Raw genomic sequence first — 16,075 nt, forward strand, 5'->3', positions numbered from 1 at the left:
CGCATGTCGCCGACCGGCGAGCACGCGCGGAGGATGCCGCGCGCAGGTCACTCGCGGAACAGGCCGATCATGTTGCCGCTGGGGTCGCGGAACATGGCGAAGGAGCCGACGCCGGGGATCTCCATGGGCGGTACGACCGTCTCGCCGCCCAGCTCCCCGACGCGACGGAGGCCGGCCTCGAGGTCGTCGGTCGAGACGTACACGGTGACGTAGGAGGGCATGTCGTCACGGGTCTGCATCAGGCCGCCACCGATTCCGTCCTCTCCGGCCGTCGCGAGCCAGTAGTCGGGGCCGGCGCCCTGGATCTCCCAGCCGAACAGGTCTCGATAGAACGCGACGAGCGCCTCCCCGTCGGGGCCGGCGATCTCGAAGTGCACCACAGGATGTGCCATGACTGTCTCCTTCCGTCTCGGTCGAGCATCCGACGAGACGGCGGTGCGTACCCAGGGACGAAGTACCGCTAGGGCTGGTCCTTGGTCCCCGACCGTCGGGCGCTCGACCACCCCAGGCCGACCAAGGAGACCGCGACCGTCCCCATGACCGCCTGCAGGGGATCGAGGCCGACGAAGGGCACCTGGACCGCCAGCTCCACCAGGAGCAGCACGCCGGCACCGACCGCCGCCGGCCCCATCCATCGCGATCGGCGCCACGCCAGGACGGCCGTGCCCGCGCAGGGGATCGCGACGCTTCCGGCCAGCCACAGGCCGGGCAGCACCCACGACTCCAGCCCGAGCGGTCGCAGGTCGCTGACCGGCGGGGCGAAGGTGCCGGTGATCAGCTGGACCGACCCGACCGCCGCGGCCGCACCGGTCAACGCGGAGACGACCCCCACCGTACGCCGCCACGCGGGCACCGAGAGACTCACGTCGACGCCCGCGGCGCTCACCGTTCTCGCCTCGACGACACGGTTCCCGCGTGCGACCCGCCGAGATCCAGGGCGATCGCGAGGATCAGGGTGCCGGTCCAGACGTTGACCGGGTCCAGCTGGAGAGGCTCATGCGCTCCCACGATGTTCGCGATGAACCAGACGATGAACCAGATGATCGTCATGGCGATCCCACCTTTCCGGTACGTCCATCACTGCCCTTGCCGTCGACGCTAGGTGCACCCGCATCCCACCGTGGAGGGACGAACTTCCCGCACCCGGGGACGGTGGTCCCCGATCCGGAGGCGGATCGGGCGCGTCACAGGCCACCGGGTCCGAGGACTCACCGACGGGGGCCTTTGGACCGCTGCTCCCGGCATGGCCGGCTCCTAGCGTCGAGGACGAACGTGGGACAACCGACCGAAGGGGGACGTCACCATGGATGACCGGAACACCTCAGCCGAGGAGCGGACCGATCCGCCGGCGATCGCGTCCGAGGACGAACTGCGCCTCGCCGCCGTCAAGCGCCTGAAGAAGCGCCGGGACCTGGCTGGTCACTTTCTCGTGTACGTCCTCGTGAATGGGGCGCTCGCGGGAATCTGGGCGATCCTCACGCCGGACTCGTTCTTCTGGCCGCTGATCGTCCTGCTCCTGTGGGGGATCGGCCTCGTGATGAACGTCTGGGACGTGTACCTGGCAGGCGATCCGAGCGAGGCCAGCATCGCGCGCCAGATGAACCGGCTGCGCAAGCGCACCTGAAGAAGGATGGAGAGACCCACGATGATGTACGCAGCAGTCGGTGACCGGCTGGTGGTCCGTGGCCACAACGTCGGCGAGCCCGTGCGCGACGCCGAGATCCTCGAAGTCCGCCACGACGACGGCAGCCCGCCCTACGTCGTACGTTGGTCCGACAACGGCCATGAGGCGTTGGTGTTCCCGGGCTCGGACGCCTTCGTGGAGCATTTCGAGCACGAAGCCGGGCCGCAAGAGCACCGGTGAGACCGACCGGGCCTCACGAGCCCAGGAGCACTCGCTCACCCAGCCGGGGAACCACGGCCACGATCCCGAGCTCGTCCTGGATCCGGTCCGCGAGGGCGCGGGAGGCGGTGGGCTCGCCGTGCACGACGTAGACGGTCTGCGGGAGCTCGGGCGCGGAGGCGACCCACGCGACGAGCTCGTCGGCGTCGGCGTGAACGCTGAAGTCCGAGATCGCGACCACTTCTGCCCGGACCGGGACGTACCGGCCATGCATCTTCACCGCCCGGGCGCCCTCGACCAGCTGTCGTCCGCGGGTGCCCTGCGCCTGGTAGCCCGTGAGCACGACGCTGTTGCGGGCATCGGGGAGCTGGCGGAGCAGGTGGTGGACGACGCGGCCGCCGGTCGCCATGCCGGAGGCAGAGATGATGATGCACGGACTCTTGGGGCGATTGAGCTGCTCGGAGGCGGCGGCGTCCCGGATGCGGTGGACGTCGAGGCGGTCGAGGTCCTGCAGCGGCGCCGCGCGCTTGCTGTTGAGCTCGTCGCTGTGCGCACTCAGCGCCGCCCGGTAGACATCCAACGCGGCCAGGGCCATCGGGCTGTCCACGAAGATCGGGACCTGCGGGATCTGGCCGGCACGGCGAAGCCGGAGCAGCTCGAGCAGCACCAGTTCGGTCCGGTCCACCGCGAACGCCGGGATCAGCACGACACCACCTCGGTCCACCGTGCGGCGTACGGTGTCGGCGAGAGCATCGGGGTCGGCCGGTGGATGCCGTCGATCGCCGTAGGTCGACTCGAGCACCATCGCCGAGGCGGCGGGAGGTTTGGCGGGCGACCGCAGGATCGGGTGACCCGGGCGGCCAAGGTCACCGCTGAACACCACCCGCTCGCCACCGACGTCGACCACCGCCACCGACGAGCCCAGGATGTGGCCGGCGCGCTGCAGCGTCACGCTCATCCCGTCGACCGCCCGGGGCTCTCCGAACGCCACCGGGTGCAGGCGCTCCAGCATCCGCTCCACGTCTGCCGAGGTGTAGAGCGGCAGGGCCGGGTCGTGCTTCGTCCAGCCACCCTCGTTGGCATAGCGCGCATCCTCCTCCTGGAGGTGGGCACTGTCACGGAGCACGATGGTGGTGAGCGAGGCGGTGCCCGGCGTGCACAGCACCTCACCGCAGAAGCCGTCGCTCACCAGCCGTGGCAGGTAGCCGGTGTGGTCGAGGTGGGCGTGGGTGAGCACGACGGCGTCGATGTCCGCGGGCGGCACCGGGAACGGAGCCCAGTTGAGCCGCCGCAGCTCGCGCAGCCCCTGGTAGAGGCCGGCATCGACCAGCAGCCGATCGGATCCGTCTGTGACCAGGAACCGGCTTCCGGTCACCGTGCCGGATGCCCCGAGGAACACCAGCGCGGGATGCGTCGAACGGGATGCGCCGGGGTCGATGTCGCCGACGGCAAGGGTCTCGGAGTGCGCCATCGGACTTCCCTTCGCAGGTGATGGTGTCACCACGCTGCGGCATTTCGTCAGGGTGCGGGGAGGGTCCTACGGCCTTCGCGACCGTGACCGATGACCCCGATCGAGCTCAGCCCTGCTGACGGAGGTAACGGCCGAAGTGAGGGACCGTGAACGCGATCCGGCCGCGTTCACCCGAGTAGATCAGGCCCTTCTTCATCAGTGCGTCACGGGCAGGAGAGAGCGACTGCGGCTTCTTGTTGAGGAAGGCGGCGACATCCGCCGTCGCGACGGTGCCGATGTCGTCAGCGCCGAGCTCGACGGCGGCGTCGGCCATCGCGCGGAGGTAGTCCCGCTCGGCGGGCGTGGCGCGCTCGTAGCGCGAACCGAAGAAGCCGACCGCGAGCTCGCGCTCGGCCTCAGGGGCCGCGACCCTGACGTCCTCCGCCGTGATCGGCGAGCGGGGCGCCTGGTCCCACACGGTCTTGCCATAGGCCTGGATGAAGTAGGGATAACCGCCGGTGGCGGCGTACATCTCCGCGAGGGCGTCGGGCTCGAACTCGGCCTCCTCCTCGCCAGCAGGGGCGGCGAGGGCGCGGTCGGCCGCCTCGCGCTCGAGACGGTCGATGCGCTGGTAGGAGAAGAGCCGCTCGGAGTAGGACTTGCTCGCCGAGAGCACGGCCGGCAGATGCGGCAGGCCGGCGCCCACGACGATCACCGGGAGCCCCGACTGGCTGATCTCGTGGCAGGCCGCGCACATCGCGGAAACGTCGTCGGGACCGAGGTCCTGCATCTCGTCGATGAAGACACCGACGCCCTTGCCGACGTCGGCAGCGAGCCCACCGACGTCGGTGAGCAGCTCGACCAGGTCGATCTCTATGTCACCGGAGTCGGCCCGACCCCGCACCGCAGGCGCCTCGATGCCCGGCGACCACTGCTCACGCAGCTTGGCGTTGGGACCCGCCTCCCGCTGGGCGAAGCTCCGGATCACGCCGAGCACGTGGTCGACGTCGTCGGAGTTCGGATGGCCCAGCTCGCGCACCGCCTGGTGCAGCGCGCTCGACAACGGCCGCCGCAGCGACTGGTCGGGCCGGGCCTCCATCTTCCCGGTGCCCCAGCCCTTGCGGACCGCCGCGGAGCGCAGGGTGTTGAGCAGGACCGTCTTGCCGACGCCGCGGAGCCCGGTGAGCACGAGCGACCGCTCCGGGCGACCGCGTGCCACCCGCTCCAGCACCACGTCGAACTGCCCGAGCTGCTGGTTACGACCAGCGAGCTCCGGGGGCCGCTGACCGGCGCCGGGAGCGTACGGATTGCGGATGGGGTCCATGATCAGACGGTATCCACATATCTAGGGCGCGTCTTAGATTTCGCTAGCGAGGCACATCATTTGCGAGCGTAGGTCTCTATTCGCCTTTCTAGGATCAATCCTAGAAAGGCGCAGACTCCTGCATCGACCGCTGGCGTCGAACGTGTGTTCGATGATAGTCGGATTTCCTCCCCCTGCGCAAGCGTCACGATCTAGACTCGCGAACATGCCGGAACTCCCCGAGGTCGAAGCACTCGCCGAGGACCTGCGCGGGCGCTTGAAGGACCGTGCGATCACCACGGTGCACGTCGCGCAGTTCAGCGCGCTGAAGACCTACGACCCACCCCTGACCGCGGTCGAGGGCACGCTCGTCGACAACGTGACCCGTCACGGGAAGTTCATCGACATCGAGGCCAGCGGCATCCACCTGGTGCTCCATCTGGCCCGCGGGGGCTGGATCCGGTGGCGCGACGAGGTCCCGGCGACACCGCCGCGCCCGGGGTCGAAGTCGGGACTGGCGATCCGGGTCGTGCTCGACGACGACACCGGGCTGGACATCACCGAGGGCGGCACCAAGAAGCGGCTGGCGCTCTACGTCGTCCACCACCCGCAGGACGTCCCGGGAGTCGCCTCCCTCGGTCCCGACCCGCTCGCCGACGACTTCACCCTGGCCCGCTTCCGCGAGATCCTCGCAGGTCAGGGCCGCAAGCAGATCAAGGGCGTGCTGCGGATGCAGTCGATCATCGCGGGCATCGGCAACGCCTACTCCGACGAGATCCTGTGGGCCGCGAAGATGTCGCCCTTCAAGCCCGCCAAGATGACCGAGGAGGAGTCGGAGAGCCTCTACGACGCGCTGCGGACCACCCTGAAGGAGGCCGTCGAGCGCGACTCCGGTCTGGCGATGAGCGAGCTCAAGGGCGAGAAGAAGTCGAATCTCGCCGTTCACGGCAAGGCGGGCAAGAAGTGCCCAGTCTGCGGTTCCACGATCCTCGAGGTGAGCTTCGCCGACTCGAGCCTGCAGTACTGTCCCACCTGCCAGACCGGCGGCAAGCCGCTCGCCGATCGCCGGATGTCCCGCCTTCTCAAGTAGGATTTGAGCGTGACCATCCCCACCGTCGAGATCGCCGGAGTGCCCGATCCCCTGCCCGTGGCAGTCCTTGACGTCCGCGAGGACGACGAGTGGGCCGCGGGACACATCGAGGGCGCGACGCACATCCCGCTCCAGCAGCTCCCGGCGCGCCTCGGTGATCTTCCCGAGGGCCAGACCCTGGTGGTCTGCAAGGTCGGCGGGCGCAGCGCCCAGGCGGTCAACTACCTCGCCCAGCAGGGCTACGAGGTCGTCAACCTCGCCGGCGGGATGCTCGACTGGGCCGCCGCGGGGCGGCCGATGGTCAGCGAGACCGGCGCCGAGGCGTACGTCCTCTAACCCTCTGCCGAGGGACCGCCGAACGCCTCCGGGAGCGGCAGCCTGAGCGCCTTCTCCAGGCGGTCGAGGTAGTCGTTGCGATCGATCTCGACCACGCCGAGCGAGGCGAGATGGTCGGTGCGCCACTGCACGTCCAGGATCCGCTGGTCGATCGACCCCGCCTCGCGCAGCGCGGAGACCAGCCCGACCAGGGCGACCTTGGACGCGTCGCGCACCCGGTGGAACATCGACTCCCCGGCGAAGAGCCCGCCGATCGCGACCCCGTAGAGGCCGCCGACCAGACGACCGTCCTGCCAGGCCTCCACCGAGTGCGCCCAGCCGAGCCGGTGCAGGTTGCCGTAGGCCCGGCGGATCCGCTTGTCGATCCAGCCGTGCGGCCGGCGCGGGTCGGCGCACGAGGCCACCACCTCGTCGAAGCTGGTGTCGATCCTGATCTCGAAGTCGCGCACCGACCGGCGCAAGGACCGGGAGACCACCAGCCCGTCCAGCGGAAGCACGCCCCGCTTGACCGGCGAGAACCACATCATCGGATCGCGCGAGGACTCCCCTGGCATCGGGAAGATCCCGTGCCGGTACGCAGCCAGGAGTGTCCCGGGCGCGACGTCCGCGCCCATACCCACCAGATCGTCCAGATCAGCCCCACCGTGGCCGGCACCTGGGTCCCGAAGGTCGGCGAAGGCCCACGGCGACGGCTCCGGTTCGATCGGACCCCCAAGATTCGCCACGACGAAACGTTATCGCCCCGCACGGCCGCAACCACCACACACTTAAGATTTGCCACATGATCGGTCCCAAGTCAGTGCTCACCAGTGCGGCTGGCCGGCTCGCACCCAAGGTCATCCAGTCCGCGCCGGGCGTCACCACCAACGTGGTCCGACAGGCGCTGCACCACGCGATCGTGGGCATCGGCCCGCTCCCGGGGGCGGCCGCCACCGCCGAGAAGCACCTCGCCGACCACGACAACGACGTCGAGCTCGCGGTGAAGCACATCATCGACAACCACGTACGGCTGGCCGGCGTGGGCGGCTTCGCGACCAACATCGGCGGTCTGGTCACCCAGGCGCTCACCCTCCCGGCCAACATCACCGGGATGGCGATCATCCAGTGCCGCATGGTGGCCTCGATCGCGCACCTGCGGGGCTACGACTTGACCGACCCCCGCGTACGCAACGCCATCCTGCTCACCCTCCTCAGCGAGGAGAAGGTGAGCAAGCAGATCAAGGAGAAGAAGATCCCGGCTCCGCCGATGGCCGTCGCGACGGCTCCGGCCTACGACCGCGCGGTCGACGACCTCGTCGCCGCCGAGGTCGCCCAGGAGCTGATCGGCCGCGTCGCCGGCAAGCGGATGGTCTCGATGGTGGCCAAGCGGGTTCCTCTGGTCGGTGGTGTCGTCGGTGCCGGCACCGACGGCTGGATGACCTACCAGATCGGTCGCTACGCCTCGCGCGAGCTGCTGCCGCGTCGCAAGGACCAGCAGAACTAGCGTCGGACGAGGCGGTAGACCTTCAGCACCGCCCGGCCCCACCAGCGCCGCTGGAGACCCTCGCGGGCACGCTGCTTCGGCACCAGTGACCGGGTGTGGTCCAGCTCGGCGCGGAGCTCGGCGACCTCGTCCTCGAGCCGAGCCTCCGACTTGCGCAGCCGGATGGCCTCCTGGAGCAGCGCGTCGATCGTGGCGACGCCGGCGTCGAGGACCTCGCGCGGGGCGACGGTGTCGGGGTCGATGAACGGCTTGCCCGCGAGGTCGTCGGGGACGAGGAGCTCCTCGAGCCCACCGACCACGTCGTAGCCGCGTCCCGACAGCGCCTTGACCCAGCTCTCGGAGAGCGACTCGACCCACGGCAGGATCGAGGGGGAGAGCGCCAGACGGGCGGAGTCGCGGCGCTTGGCCAGCGTGCGGTGGGCCAGGAACTCGCGTACGAACGGCCTGTAGTCGGCCGGCTCGAGCACCGGCACGACCGCGAGGTTGATCTCGCGGAGCAGCGCCGCCTCGGGCACGCCGAGGGACGGGTTGCCGCGGTCGATGCCCTCGAAGTCGATGGTCAGGTCGTCGAGGCCGAAGGCGGTGGAGAACCGCTCCCACAGCAGCGTCGACGGCGACCCCGGCGGCGGGACGGTGATCAGGTGGACACGCTCGGGCGGGATGCCCTGCGTCCAGCGGTCGAGGATGTCGGGCAGCTCCTGGACACCCCAGAACCACGACCCGATGCGGCCCTCGCGGGCCGGGTCGCGGATCTCCTCGAGGAAGTCCGCGTAGCTCACGACCGAGCGGTGCTTGACGTTCTCCTGCCACTCGGCCGGGATCTGCCGGGCCAGGTCGCGCGCGGAGAGCATGATGTGGATCTCGGAGTCGCCCAGCGAGTCCAGCGCGTGCTTGGCCTGCTGCCAGGACGCGCTCGCCAGGATCTCGTGGGAGATGATCACGGTGCCGTTCTCGACCTCGCGCACCTTCGCGGCAAGTGCGTCCCAGGCGCCGGTGGCCTCCTCCTCGATGCCGCCCCAGGGCAGGTCCATCAGGTCGAGGGCCGCCAGGAAGTGGGCGTCGAAGCGGTCGGCGAAGTAGTGAACCCCCTGCTTGGCCAGGGACTCCCGATTGTGGAAGAGGACGTCTTGAAGATAGGAAGTGCCCGTCTTCGGGGTGCCGACATGAAGCAGCACGCGCCGCCCAGTCTCCAACGTTCTACTCCTCTAGGAACGCCCCGCCAGCAATGACAACGCGAGCGCCAGCGCCCGGCGCTCATCGGGACCCTGGGTCGCCCTCCCCGAGGGGAGGAGCCGGTCAGGGTCTCCGTGGAGAGCGTATCCGGCTTCCACCAATGCATCACGTTGGGCCCGCGCCTGTGTTTCGACCCAATCCAAACTTTCCGCGGGTACGCCGACCTTTCGGGCCCCCGGAAAGAGCGGTTCGAGCTTCTCCAACCGCGGTCGCAGCTGGTCGACCAGCAGCTTCCGCTGGGTCTCCAGATCGGTGCGTACGCTGAGAACCTGCCCGATCACGCGGGCGACCTCGTGGCCCTCGGCCGAGATCGACCAGGGACCGGGCAGTCTGTCGACGCCGAGCAGGCCGGGCAGCAGAGCAGGGTCGGTGACGATCTCGACGCGGTCCTTCCCGACCCGTCCGGCCCACCAGCGGGCGATCCGGGGCAGGTCGGCACGCGGGCCGAACCAGCCGCGCCACTGCGCGTCGCGCATCCAGATGTGCCAGGGGTTGACCCGGTTGGTGAAGGTGCGGAACCTCCACGCGGCGGCGGCGATCTCGTCCAGCGGCCCACCGAGGACGTAGACCGTGAAGCCGTCGCCGCCGGGCAGCCTCCCCTGTCGCTCCAGCTCCTCGCGGATCGGCAGCGTGAGCCACGGGGAGCCGACCAGACGGTAGGGGAATTTCTGCTGGTCGGGCTCCACCGTCGTGCGCCGGCGTCGCCACCTCCGCGGGCGCGGCACGGGCACGGTCTCCACCGTGTCCAGCAGGTCCTCGGCGAGCCGAACGCTCGCCGCTCGCAGCAGCTCCCTCGGCGACAGCGTCTCCGGATCCACCGGCAGCGGACCGTACGTCCTGGTCTCGGTGTCCCCGAGCAGCGGCAGGTCACGACGGCCGCGGCCCGGCGGGCTCGTACGCAGCAGGGCGTCGACCCGGGACAGCTCCGACGGTGCGGTCTCGTTGAGCTGCCGCAGCAGCTCGAGCATCTCGGCACCCGGCAGGTGGTCGGTCGTGAAGGGCACGGCGGGCTCGGACCAGGATGACCACGGAGTCGTCCCACCCTCGCGAAGGTGCGCGGCCCAACCCCAACCCCGCGTGGGTGTCGGCATCAGGAGCGTCGCCCCCGGACCCGGCGCATGGCCCGGGCGGCGCGCGACGCGACCGGGCGCTGGGGCGGGTCGGTGCGGGCGGCCTCGACGACGACCGCCACCAGGGCGTCGATCGCGGCGTCGGCGACGTCCTTGGTGCGCGGCGTGTCCGGGTCGACCCACTCGACGTCGGCCTCGGGTCGCTGCGGGCGCAGCTCGTCGAGGTCGCCAGCGATGTCGACCTTGGCCAGCTCGGCCCACTCGATCCACAGCTCGGCGACCTGGTCGGCCCAGTCGAACGCGGAAGGCGGCAGGGTGACCCGCTCGCGGCCGTCGCGGTGGGCGAGGGTGCGCTTGGCGATCACCTCGGTGACCAGGTGGCGGTAGTCCTCGCGGGGCAGCTCCTGCGACTCGAGCCGCGCGTTGAGCCGGCGCAGCAGCGTCGCCTCGGCGCGGCCGAGCGACTGGTTGTGGCGGTCGCTGTCGACCGGGGTCCAGGCCTCCTCGATGCCGACGACCTCGCAGAACCGGCGCCAGAGCACCTCGCTCGGCGCCCCGTCGTGCGGCACGGTGACCAGGTGCACCCGCTCCGGCGGCAGGTTGCGACCCCACCGGCTGAGCACGTCGGGCAGGCCGTGCGTACGCCAGAACCAGGCGGCCGAGCGCGACTGCTTCGCGGTCTGCATCCGCTCGAGGTAGCGCGCGAAGGTGACCTTCCGCTCGCGCTGCACCTGGTCCTGCCACTCCGCTGCCAGCACGCGCGCGACGTCACGGGCGGTGTAGACGATGTGCACCTCGGTGCGGCCGCCCTCACCGAGGTCGTTCATCGCCTTCTCGACCCGGTCCGGCCTGGCGCCGGCGAAGAGGTGGTGGCTGATCAGGATCGTCTCGGACTCGTGGCGGCGCACGCGCTTGACCAGCGCGTCCCACTCGCCGTGGACGGTCTTCCGCATCCCGCCCCACGGACGGTCGATCAGGTCGAGCGCCGGCCGGAAGAAGTCGGGCTGGCTGCCGACCGGGTAGAAGACGCCATGCTTCTCCAGGGACACCCGGTTGTGGAACAACCTGTCCTGGAGGTACGTCGTGCCCGTCTTCGGAGCGCCGACGTGGAGAAAGACTTTGCGCGCCATGGTCCCGCTATTCTGCACCAAGTTAGTAGAGATTGTCGCGGCGGACCGTCTTTTGTCACCCGGCCGTCACTCCTGGGTGCAGTCTAGGGCGTATGGCCAGCTACGAACGCAGGGCACGTACGACGGCCGAGGGACTCGGCCTGCCGAGGTGGCCGGCGAGCCAGCTGCTCGTGTCGGCGACCTTGTCGAGATCGACGCCGTGCTCGATCCCGAGCCCGTTGAGCATCCAGAGCAGATCCTCGGTGGCCAGGTTGCCGGTCGCGCTCTTGGCATAGGGGCAACCGCCCAGACCGCCGGCGCTGGCGTCGTAGGTGGTCACGCCGCACTGGAGCCCGGCGAGGGTGTTGGCCAGGGCCTGGCCGTACGTGTCGTGGAAGTGCAGCGCGAGGCGCTCGGTCGGGACGCCTTCGTGTTCGAACGCCTTGACCAGCGCCTTCACGTGGCCCGCGGTGGCGACGCCGATCGTGTCACCGAGGCTGAGCTCGTCGGCGCCCAGATCGAGGAGCCGCTTGCCCGCTTCGACCACCTTCGCGATCTCGACCTGACCCTCCCAGGGGTCGCCGAAGCACATGCTGAGGTAGCCGCGGACGGTCATGTTCGCGTCCTTGGCCCGGTTCATCGTCGGCTCGAACATCGCCCACTGGCCGTCGAAGGTCTGGTTGAGGTTCTTGTTGGCGAACGTCTCCGTCGCGCTGCCGAAGATCGCGACGTGCCGCAGCCCCAGCTCGAGCGCCCGGTCGAGACCCTTCTCGTTGGGGACAAGCACGGGGAGCTCTCGCGCCCTGTCGCCGATGCGGTCGACCAGCTCTTCCATGAGCTGTTTCGCGTCGGCCAGCTGCGGCACCCACTTCGGGTGCACGAAGCTCGTCGCCTCCACCGGGCTCAACCCTGCGTCGAGCAGCCGGGTGATCAGGTCCGCCTTGACGCCGGTGTCGATCGCCGTCTTTTCGTTCTGGAGGCCGTCACGCGCACCGACCTCGTAGATCGTGATCCTGCTGGGCAGGTCGTCGTGGCGTACGACGGCCGGGAGGTGTCCTGAGCCTGTCGACGGGTCACTCATGCTTGCCAACCTAGTCCTCGTGGGGAACCTGACAGATACGAGACAGAGATCTGAGAGCGCCCTCTGACACGGTCGATCCCGACGCTCGGACAACCGGGTCCGGGCCTGGTCGACAGGCAGGTCCTCACATGACGAACCCGACTCTCACCATGCTGCGGACGCACCGTCCGCATCGTTCCGCAGCCGTTCTTCTGGCCGCTGCGGTCACGACGATCATCACCGCCTTCGGGCTGATCGCAGGCTTCGCAACGCCTGCATCGGCCGCCACCGAGACCTACCGGAACCAGGCCACCGGCCTGTGCCTGGAAGACACCACGACCGAGCCGCGCACCGCGGCCTGCGCCGGAGTGTCCACGCAGCAGTGGATCGTGACGGCCTGGAACGACGGCACCCGTCGCTTCCAGAACGGCCGGACCGGGGAGTGCCTGCACGCCCAGCTCGGCACAGGCACGGGCGTCATCTTCCTGCGCAGCCTCCCCTGCAACGACAGCGAGGAGCAGAGCTGGTGGATCAAGCGCTGGGCCGACGGCACGATCCGGTTCCAGAACGAGGCCTACGGCTGGTGCATCCAGGATCCGTACGTCGGCGGCCTGGCCGAGTGCGACAGCAGCACGAACCAGAGCTGGTACTGACGGATCACTCCGCATCGGGCGACACCACGAACAGCTCCGCCCCGAGCGGAACCTGGGAGCCGGCACCCGCACCGACGACGGTGACGGTGCCGGCGACCGGCGCCTTGAGGGAGACCTCCATCTTCATCGCCTCCATGACGCCGAGGACCTGGCCCTCCTCGACGGTGTCGCCGACCGCGACGCGTACGTCGATGACGGTACCGGGCATCTTGGCCTCGACGGCTCCGTCGCTGTGGTGGGCGGCGGCGCCGGCGACGCGGTCGGGCGGGGAGAAGTCGAAGCGGTGTCCTTGGTGGACGATCTCGGCGAGACCGGGCTGTACGTTGATCGCCGCCCAGTGGCGTACGCCGTCGACGATGGCCACGAGGACGTGGTCGGCCGCGCTGATCTGCCGGACCAGGTGACCGGCGCCATCGCTGGCCACACGGCCGGAGGGACGGTCGACGGTGACGCTCCGGTCGAGGTCGACGATGGTCGGCGCCGGGGAGCCGGCGAGCCGCCAGCCGTCGGCACGGAACGGCGTCGTGGTGTCCGAGACCGCGGCGAGCATCGCGCTCACCCAGGCCACGAGCGTCCGCGGAACATCGGGATCCGGAACGGGCACCTCGTTGCGGTCGAGCCAGGCGGTGTCGATCTCGGCGTCGCGGAAGGCGTCGGAGGCGGCCAGCACGCGTAGGAAGCCGGTGTTGGTGGTCAGCCCGAGAACGGCGGTGGCGTCGAGTGCCTTCACCATCGCCGCCCGGGCCTCGTCGCGGCCGGAGCCGTGGACGATGATCTTGGCGAGCATCGGGTCGTAGGCGGTGCTGACCACCTGCTCGCTCTCCAGCGCGTGCTCGACGCGCGCGCCTTCGGGCCAGCGCACGATCGAGGTCCGGCCGGCCTGGGGAAGGAAGCCCTCGAAGGCGTCCTCCGCGTAGACCCGGACCTCGATGGCGTGGCCGTCGATGCGTACGTCGTCCTGGGCGATGCCCAGCGGCTCCCCGGCAGCGACGCGGAGCTGCAGGGCGACGAGATCGGCGGAGGCACCGTCGATGCGGACGGCCTCCTCGGTGACCGGGTGCTCGACCTGGAGACGGGTGTTCATCTCCAGGAAGTACGCCTCGCCGGAGGCCTCGTCGAGGAGAAACTCGACGGTCCCGGCACCGGTGTAGTCGACCTGGCGAGCGAGCGCGACGGCGCTGGTCAGGACCAGGTTCCGCTGCTCGTCGGTCAGTGTCGGGGCAGGGGCCTCCTCGATCACCTTCTGGTGGCGACGCTGCACGGAGCAGTCGCGCTCGAAGAGGTGGATGACGTTGCCGTGGGTGTCACCGAAGACCTGGACCTCGATGTGACGGCCACGCTCGACGTACTTCTCGATCAGGAGGGTCTCGTCGCCGAACGCGCTCAGCGCCTCGCGGGCGGCTGCCGCTCGGGCCTCGTCCAGCTCCTCCGGCGAGCGGACGATGCGCATGCCCTTGCCGCCACCGCCGGCCGCGGCCTTGACCAGCAGCGGGTAGGGGCTGTCCTCGCCCCGCGGAACCACGGGTACGCCGGCCGCGACCGCGATCTCCCGGGCCGCGTCCTTGCGACCCATCTGCTCGATGACCTCGGGTGTCGGGCCGACCCAGGTCAGCCCGGCCTTCGTCACCGCCCGCGCGAACTCGGCCCGCTCGGAGAGGAAGCCGTAGCCCGGGTGGACGGCCTCCGCCCCGGCCTCGGCGGCGGCGTTGACCACCGCGTCGGCATCGAGATAGGAGGCGACCTCGACGGCCTCGTCGGCGTCACGTACGTGGGGCGCGTCCGCGTCGAGCGCGGTGTAGATGGCGACCGTCCGGATGCCGAGCTCGCGGCAGGTCCGGAAGACGCGGCGCGCGATCTCGCCCCGGTTGGCGACCAGAACACTCTCGAACACGGCCATCACATCCTGAAGATTCCGTAGTTGGGCTCGGGCGTGGGCGCGTTGGCCGCGATCGCGAGCCCCATCGCCAGCACCCGGCGGGTGTCGGCGGGGTCGATGATGCCGTCGTCCCACAGCCGCGCGGTGGCGTAGTAGGGCGAGCCCTGGGTCTCGTACTGGTCGCGGATCGGCGCCTTGAGCTCCTCGTCGTCCGGCTTGCCGGCGACGGTCGCGAGGACCGAGGCGGCCTGCTCACCGCCCATGACCGAGATGCGCGCGTTGGGCCACATCCACAGGAACCGCGGGTCGTAGGCGCGGCCGCACATGCCGTAGTTGCCGGCACCGTAGGAACCACCGATGACGACGGTGAACTTCGGGACCACGGAGCAGGCCACGGCGGTGACGAGCTTGGCGCCGTCGCGGGCGATGCCCTTGTTCTCGTACTCCTTGCCGACCATGAACCCGGTGATGTTCTGCAGGAACACCAGCGGGATGCCGCGCTGGTTGCACAGCTCGACGAAGTGGGCGCCCTTGAGCGCCGACTCGGAAAAGAGGATGCCGTTGTTGGCGACGATGCCGACCGGCTGACCCTCGATGTGGGCGAAGCCGCAGACCAGCGTCTCGCCGTAGAGCTGCTTGAACTCCTGCAGCTTCGACCCGTCGACGATGCGGCGGATCACCTCGCGTACGTCATAGGGGGTCCTGGTGTCGGCGGGCACCACGTCGACGAGCGTCTCGGGGGACTCGACGGGCTCGTCGTAGCCGGTCCCGGTGGTCGAGCTTGTCGAGACCTCCTGCTCGGGGAGCGTCGAGACGATGCCACGGACGATCTCGAGGGCGTGCTTGTCGTCGTCCGCCAGGTGGTCGACCACGCCGGACTTCGTCGCGTGGACGAGCCCGCCACCGAGCTCCTCGGCGGTGACCTCCTCGCCCGTGGCCGCCTTCACCAGCGGCGGTCCGCCGAGGAAGATCGTGCCCTGGTCGCGCACGATCACGGTCTCGTCGCTCATCGCCGGCACGTAGGCACCGCCCGCGGTGCACGAGCCCATGACCGAGGCGATCTGCGGGATGCCCTTCGCGGACATGTTGGCCTGGTTGAAGAAGATCCGGCCGAAGTGCTCGCGGTCGGGGAAGACCTCGTCCTGCTTCGGCAGGAACGCGCCGCCGGAGTCGACCAGGTAGATGCACGGAAGGTTGTTCTCCGCCGCGATCGTCTGCGCCCGCAGGTGCTTCTTGACGGTCAGCGGGTAGTAGGTGCCGCCCTTCACCGTCGCGTCGTTGGCGACGATCATGCACTTGCGGCCGGCGACCAGCCCGATGCCGGCGATCACCCCCGCCGACGGCACCGCCCACTCGTCGCCGTCGTCGTACATCCCGTACGCCGCCAGCGGAGCCACCTCCAGGAACGGTGACCCGGGGTCGAGGAGACCATCCACCCGGTCCCGCGGGAGCAGCTTCCCGCGGTCGGTGTGCCGTTGCCGGGAGCGTTCGCTCCCTCCTTGCCGGACCCGCTCGAGCCGCTCACGCAGCTCGAGGGTCAGCTCGCGCAGATTCGACGCCATGGCACGA

18 protein-coding genes are annotated in these 16,075 nt (G+C 69.9%); 6 read left to right on the forward strand and 12 right to left on the reverse strand.

Going from position 1 to position 16,075, the window contains the following annotated elements; translation table 11 throughout:
- Positions 1-47 precede the first annotated feature (47 nt).
- From HD557_RS25810 to HD557_RS25820, 3 genes are all read right to left on the reverse strand, one after another.
- Positions 48-392, reverse strand: a complete 345-nt coding sequence (locus tag HD557_RS25810) for a VOC family protein (protein ID WP_008355893.1) — start codon at positions 390-392, stop codon at positions 48-50.
- A gap of 68 nt (positions 393-460) precedes the next feature.
- Positions 461-886, reverse strand: a complete 426-nt coding sequence (locus HD557_RS25815) for a hypothetical protein (RefSeq protein ID WP_196875968.1) — start codon at positions 884-886, stop codon at positions 461-463.
- Positions 883-1,050 carry a hypothetical protein gene (locus tag HD557_RS25820; RefSeq protein WP_008355889.1) on the reverse strand — a complete coding sequence of 56 codons (168 nt, stop codon included), beginning with the start codon at positions 1,048-1,050 and terminating at the stop codon, positions 883-885. Before HD557_RS25820 ends, HD557_RS25815 begins: the two co-directional genes overlap by 4 nt.
- A gap of 253 nt (positions 1,051-1,303) precedes the next feature.
- Here HD557_RS25820 and HD557_RS25825 point away from each other — a divergent pair, with 253 nt between their 5' ends.
- Positions 1,304-1,624 carry a 2TM domain-containing protein gene (locus HD557_RS25825; RefSeq protein WP_196875969.1) on the forward strand — a complete coding sequence of 107 codons (321 nt, stop codon included), beginning with the start codon at positions 1,304-1,306 and terminating at the stop codon, positions 1,622-1,624.
- A 21-nt stretch (positions 1,625-1,645) separates the two neighbouring features.
- Positions 1,646-1,864 carry a DUF1918 domain-containing protein gene (locus HD557_RS25830; protein WP_231380459.1) on the forward strand — a complete coding sequence of 73 codons (219 nt, stop codon included), beginning with the start codon at positions 1,646-1,648 and terminating at the stop codon, positions 1,862-1,864.
- A gap of 13 nt (positions 1,865-1,877) precedes the next feature.
- Here the strand turns inward: HD557_RS25830 and HD557_RS25835 are convergent, their stop codons facing one another.
- Together HD557_RS25835 and HD557_RS25840 are read right to left on the reverse strand one after the other, a co-directional pair.
- On the reverse strand, positions 1,878-3,314 hold the full coding sequence (locus HD557_RS25835; protein WP_196875970.1) for an MBL fold metallo-hydrolase RNA specificity domain-containing protein: 1,437 nt from the start codon (positions 3,312-3,314) through the stop codon (positions 1,878-1,880).
- 106 nt (positions 3,315-3,420) lie between these two features.
- A complete protein-coding gene (locus HD557_RS25840) occupies positions 3,421-4,617 on the reverse strand; it encodes an ATP-binding protein (RefSeq protein WP_196875971.1) in 1,197 nt (398 codons plus the stop codon).
- A 205-nt stretch (positions 4,618-4,822) separates the two neighbouring features.
- Here HD557_RS25840 and HD557_RS25845 point away from each other — a divergent pair, with 205 nt between their 5' ends.
- Together HD557_RS25845 and HD557_RS25850 are read left to right on the forward strand one after the other, a co-directional pair.
- A complete protein-coding gene (locus tag HD557_RS25845) occupies positions 4,823-5,686 on the forward strand; it encodes an Fpg/Nei family DNA glycosylase (protein ID WP_196875972.1) in 864 nt (287 codons plus the stop codon).
- 9 nt (positions 5,687-5,695) lie between these two features.
- The gene (locus tag HD557_RS25850) at positions 5,696-6,022 is read left to right on the forward strand and encodes a rhodanese-like domain-containing protein (RefSeq protein ID WP_196875973.1); all 327 of its coding nucleotides are present in this window, start codon (positions 5,696-5,698) and stop codon (positions 6,020-6,022) included.
- Here the strand turns inward: HD557_RS25850 and aat are convergent.
- On the reverse strand, positions 6,019-6,747 hold the full coding sequence (gene aat / locus HD557_RS25855) for a leucyl/phenylalanyl-tRNA--protein transferase (protein WP_008355874.1): 729 nt from the start codon (positions 6,745-6,747) through the stop codon (positions 6,019-6,021). The two genes, HD557_RS25850 and aat, sit on opposite strands and share 4 nt — an antisense overlap.
- A gap of 56 nt (positions 6,748-6,803) precedes the next feature.
- On the opposite strand from aat, the gene HD557_RS25860 reads away from it, so the two are divergent.
- Positions 6,804-7,505 (forward strand): EcsC family protein, encoded by a 702-nt coding sequence (locus HD557_RS25860; RefSeq protein ID WP_050800505.1) that lies wholly within the window; start codon positions 6,804-6,806, stop codon positions 7,503-7,505.
- Here HD557_RS25860 and HD557_RS25865 read toward each other — a convergent pair.
- The 4 genes from HD557_RS25865 to HD557_RS25880 form a co-directional block, all read right to left on the reverse strand.
- On the reverse strand, positions 7,502-8,698 hold the full coding sequence (locus HD557_RS25865; protein WP_231380460.1) for a hypothetical protein: 1,197 nt from the start codon (positions 8,696-8,698) through the stop codon (positions 7,502-7,504). The two genes, HD557_RS25860 and HD557_RS25865, sit on opposite strands and share 4 nt — an antisense overlap.
- A 12-nt stretch (positions 8,699-8,710) precedes the next feature.
- Complete coding sequence (locus HD557_RS25870; protein WP_196875974.1) at positions 8,711-9,742, reverse strand: hypothetical protein; 1,032 nt, start codon at positions 9,740-9,742, stop codon at positions 8,711-8,713.
- 86 nt (positions 9,743-9,828) lie between these two features.
- Positions 9,829-10,938, reverse strand: a complete 1,110-nt coding sequence (locus HD557_RS25875; protein WP_196875975.1) for a hypothetical protein — start codon at positions 10,936-10,938, stop codon at positions 9,829-9,831.
- A gap of 100 nt (positions 10,939-11,038) precedes the next feature.
- Complete coding sequence (locus tag HD557_RS25880) at positions 11,039-11,998, reverse strand: hydroxymethylglutaryl-CoA lyase (RefSeq protein WP_196875976.1); 960 nt, start codon at positions 11,996-11,998, stop codon at positions 11,039-11,041.
- A 128-nt stretch (positions 11,999-12,126) separates the two neighbouring features.
- On the opposite strand from HD557_RS25880, the gene HD557_RS25885 reads away from it, so the two are divergent.
- Positions 12,127-12,630 carry an RICIN domain-containing protein gene (locus HD557_RS25885; RefSeq protein ID WP_008355863.1) on the forward strand — a complete coding sequence of 168 codons (504 nt, stop codon included), beginning with the start codon at positions 12,127-12,129 and terminating at the stop codon, positions 12,628-12,630.
- Positions 12,631-12,634: 4 nt separating this feature from the next.
- Here HD557_RS25885 and HD557_RS25890 read toward each other — a convergent pair whose 3' ends face one another.
- Both HD557_RS25890 and HD557_RS25895 read right to left on the reverse strand, forming a co-directional pair.
- Positions 12,635-14,527, reverse strand: a complete 1,893-nt coding sequence (locus tag HD557_RS25890; protein WP_231380461.1) for an acetyl/propionyl/methylcrotonyl-CoA carboxylase subunit alpha — start codon at positions 14,525-14,527, stop codon at positions 12,635-12,637.
- Positions 14,527-16,068, reverse strand: a complete 1,542-nt coding sequence (locus HD557_RS25895) for a carboxyl transferase domain-containing protein (protein WP_196875978.1) — start codon at positions 16,066-16,068, stop codon at positions 14,527-14,529. The genes HD557_RS25890 and HD557_RS25895 overlap by 1 nt, the downstream gene beginning before the upstream one ends.
- Positions 16,069-16,075: the final 7 nt, after the last annotated feature.

It is taken from the genome of Nocardioides luteus (assembly GCF_015752315.1).
In the GTDB taxonomy this organism is placed as follows: domain Bacteria; phylum Actinomycetota; class Actinomycetes; order Propionibacteriales; family Nocardioidaceae; genus Nocardioides.

Coding starts and splice junctions, on each gene's coding strand:
- HD557_RS25810 (WP_008355893.1), bottom strand. CDS start 392: ATGGCACATCCTGTGGTGCACTTCGAGATCGCCGGCCCCGACGGGGAG.
- HD557_RS25820 (WP_008355889.1), bottom strand. CDS start 1,050: ATGACGATCATCTGGTTCATCGTCTGGTTCATCGCGAACATCGTGGGA.
- HD557_RS25825 (WP_196875969.1), top strand. CDS start 1,304: ATGGATGACCGGAACACCTCAGCCGAGGAGCGGACCGATCCGCCGGCG.
- HD557_RS25830 (WP_231380459.1), top strand. CDS start 1,646: ATGATGTACGCAGCAGTCGGTGACCGGCTGGTGGTCCGTGGCCACAAC.
- HD557_RS25835 (WP_196875970.1), bottom strand. CDS start 3,314: ATGGCGCACTCCGAGACCCTTGCCGTCGGCGACATCGACCCCGGCGCA.
- HD557_RS25840 (WP_196875971.1), bottom strand. CDS start 4,617: ATGGACCCCATCCGCAATCCGTACGCTCCCGGCGCCGGTCAGCGGCCC.
- HD557_RS25845 (WP_196875972.1), top strand. CDS start 4,823: ATGCCGGAACTCCCCGAGGTCGAAGCACTCGCCGAGGACCTGCGCGGG.
- HD557_RS25860 (WP_050800505.1), top strand. CDS start 6,804: ATGATCGGTCCCAAGTCAGTGCTCACCAGTGCGGCTGGCCGGCTCGCA.
- HD557_RS25875 (WP_196875975.1), bottom strand. CDS start 10,938: ATGGCGCGCAAAGTCTTTCTCCACGTCGGCGCTCCGAAGACGGGCACG.
- HD557_RS25880 (WP_196875976.1), bottom strand. CDS start 11,998: ATGAGTGACCCGTCGACAGGCTCAGGACACCTCCCGGCCGTCGTACGC.
- HD557_RS25885 (WP_008355863.1), top strand. CDS start 12,127: ATGACGAACCCGACTCTCACCATGCTGCGGACGCACCGTCCGCATCGT.
- HD557_RS25890 (WP_231380461.1), bottom strand. CDS start 14,527: ATGGCCGTGTTCGAGAGTGTTCTGGTCGCCAACCGGGGCGAGATCGCG.
- HD557_RS25895 (WP_196875978.1), bottom strand. CDS start 16,068: ATGGCGTCGAATCTGCGCGAGCTGACCCTCGAGCTGCGTGAGCGGCTC.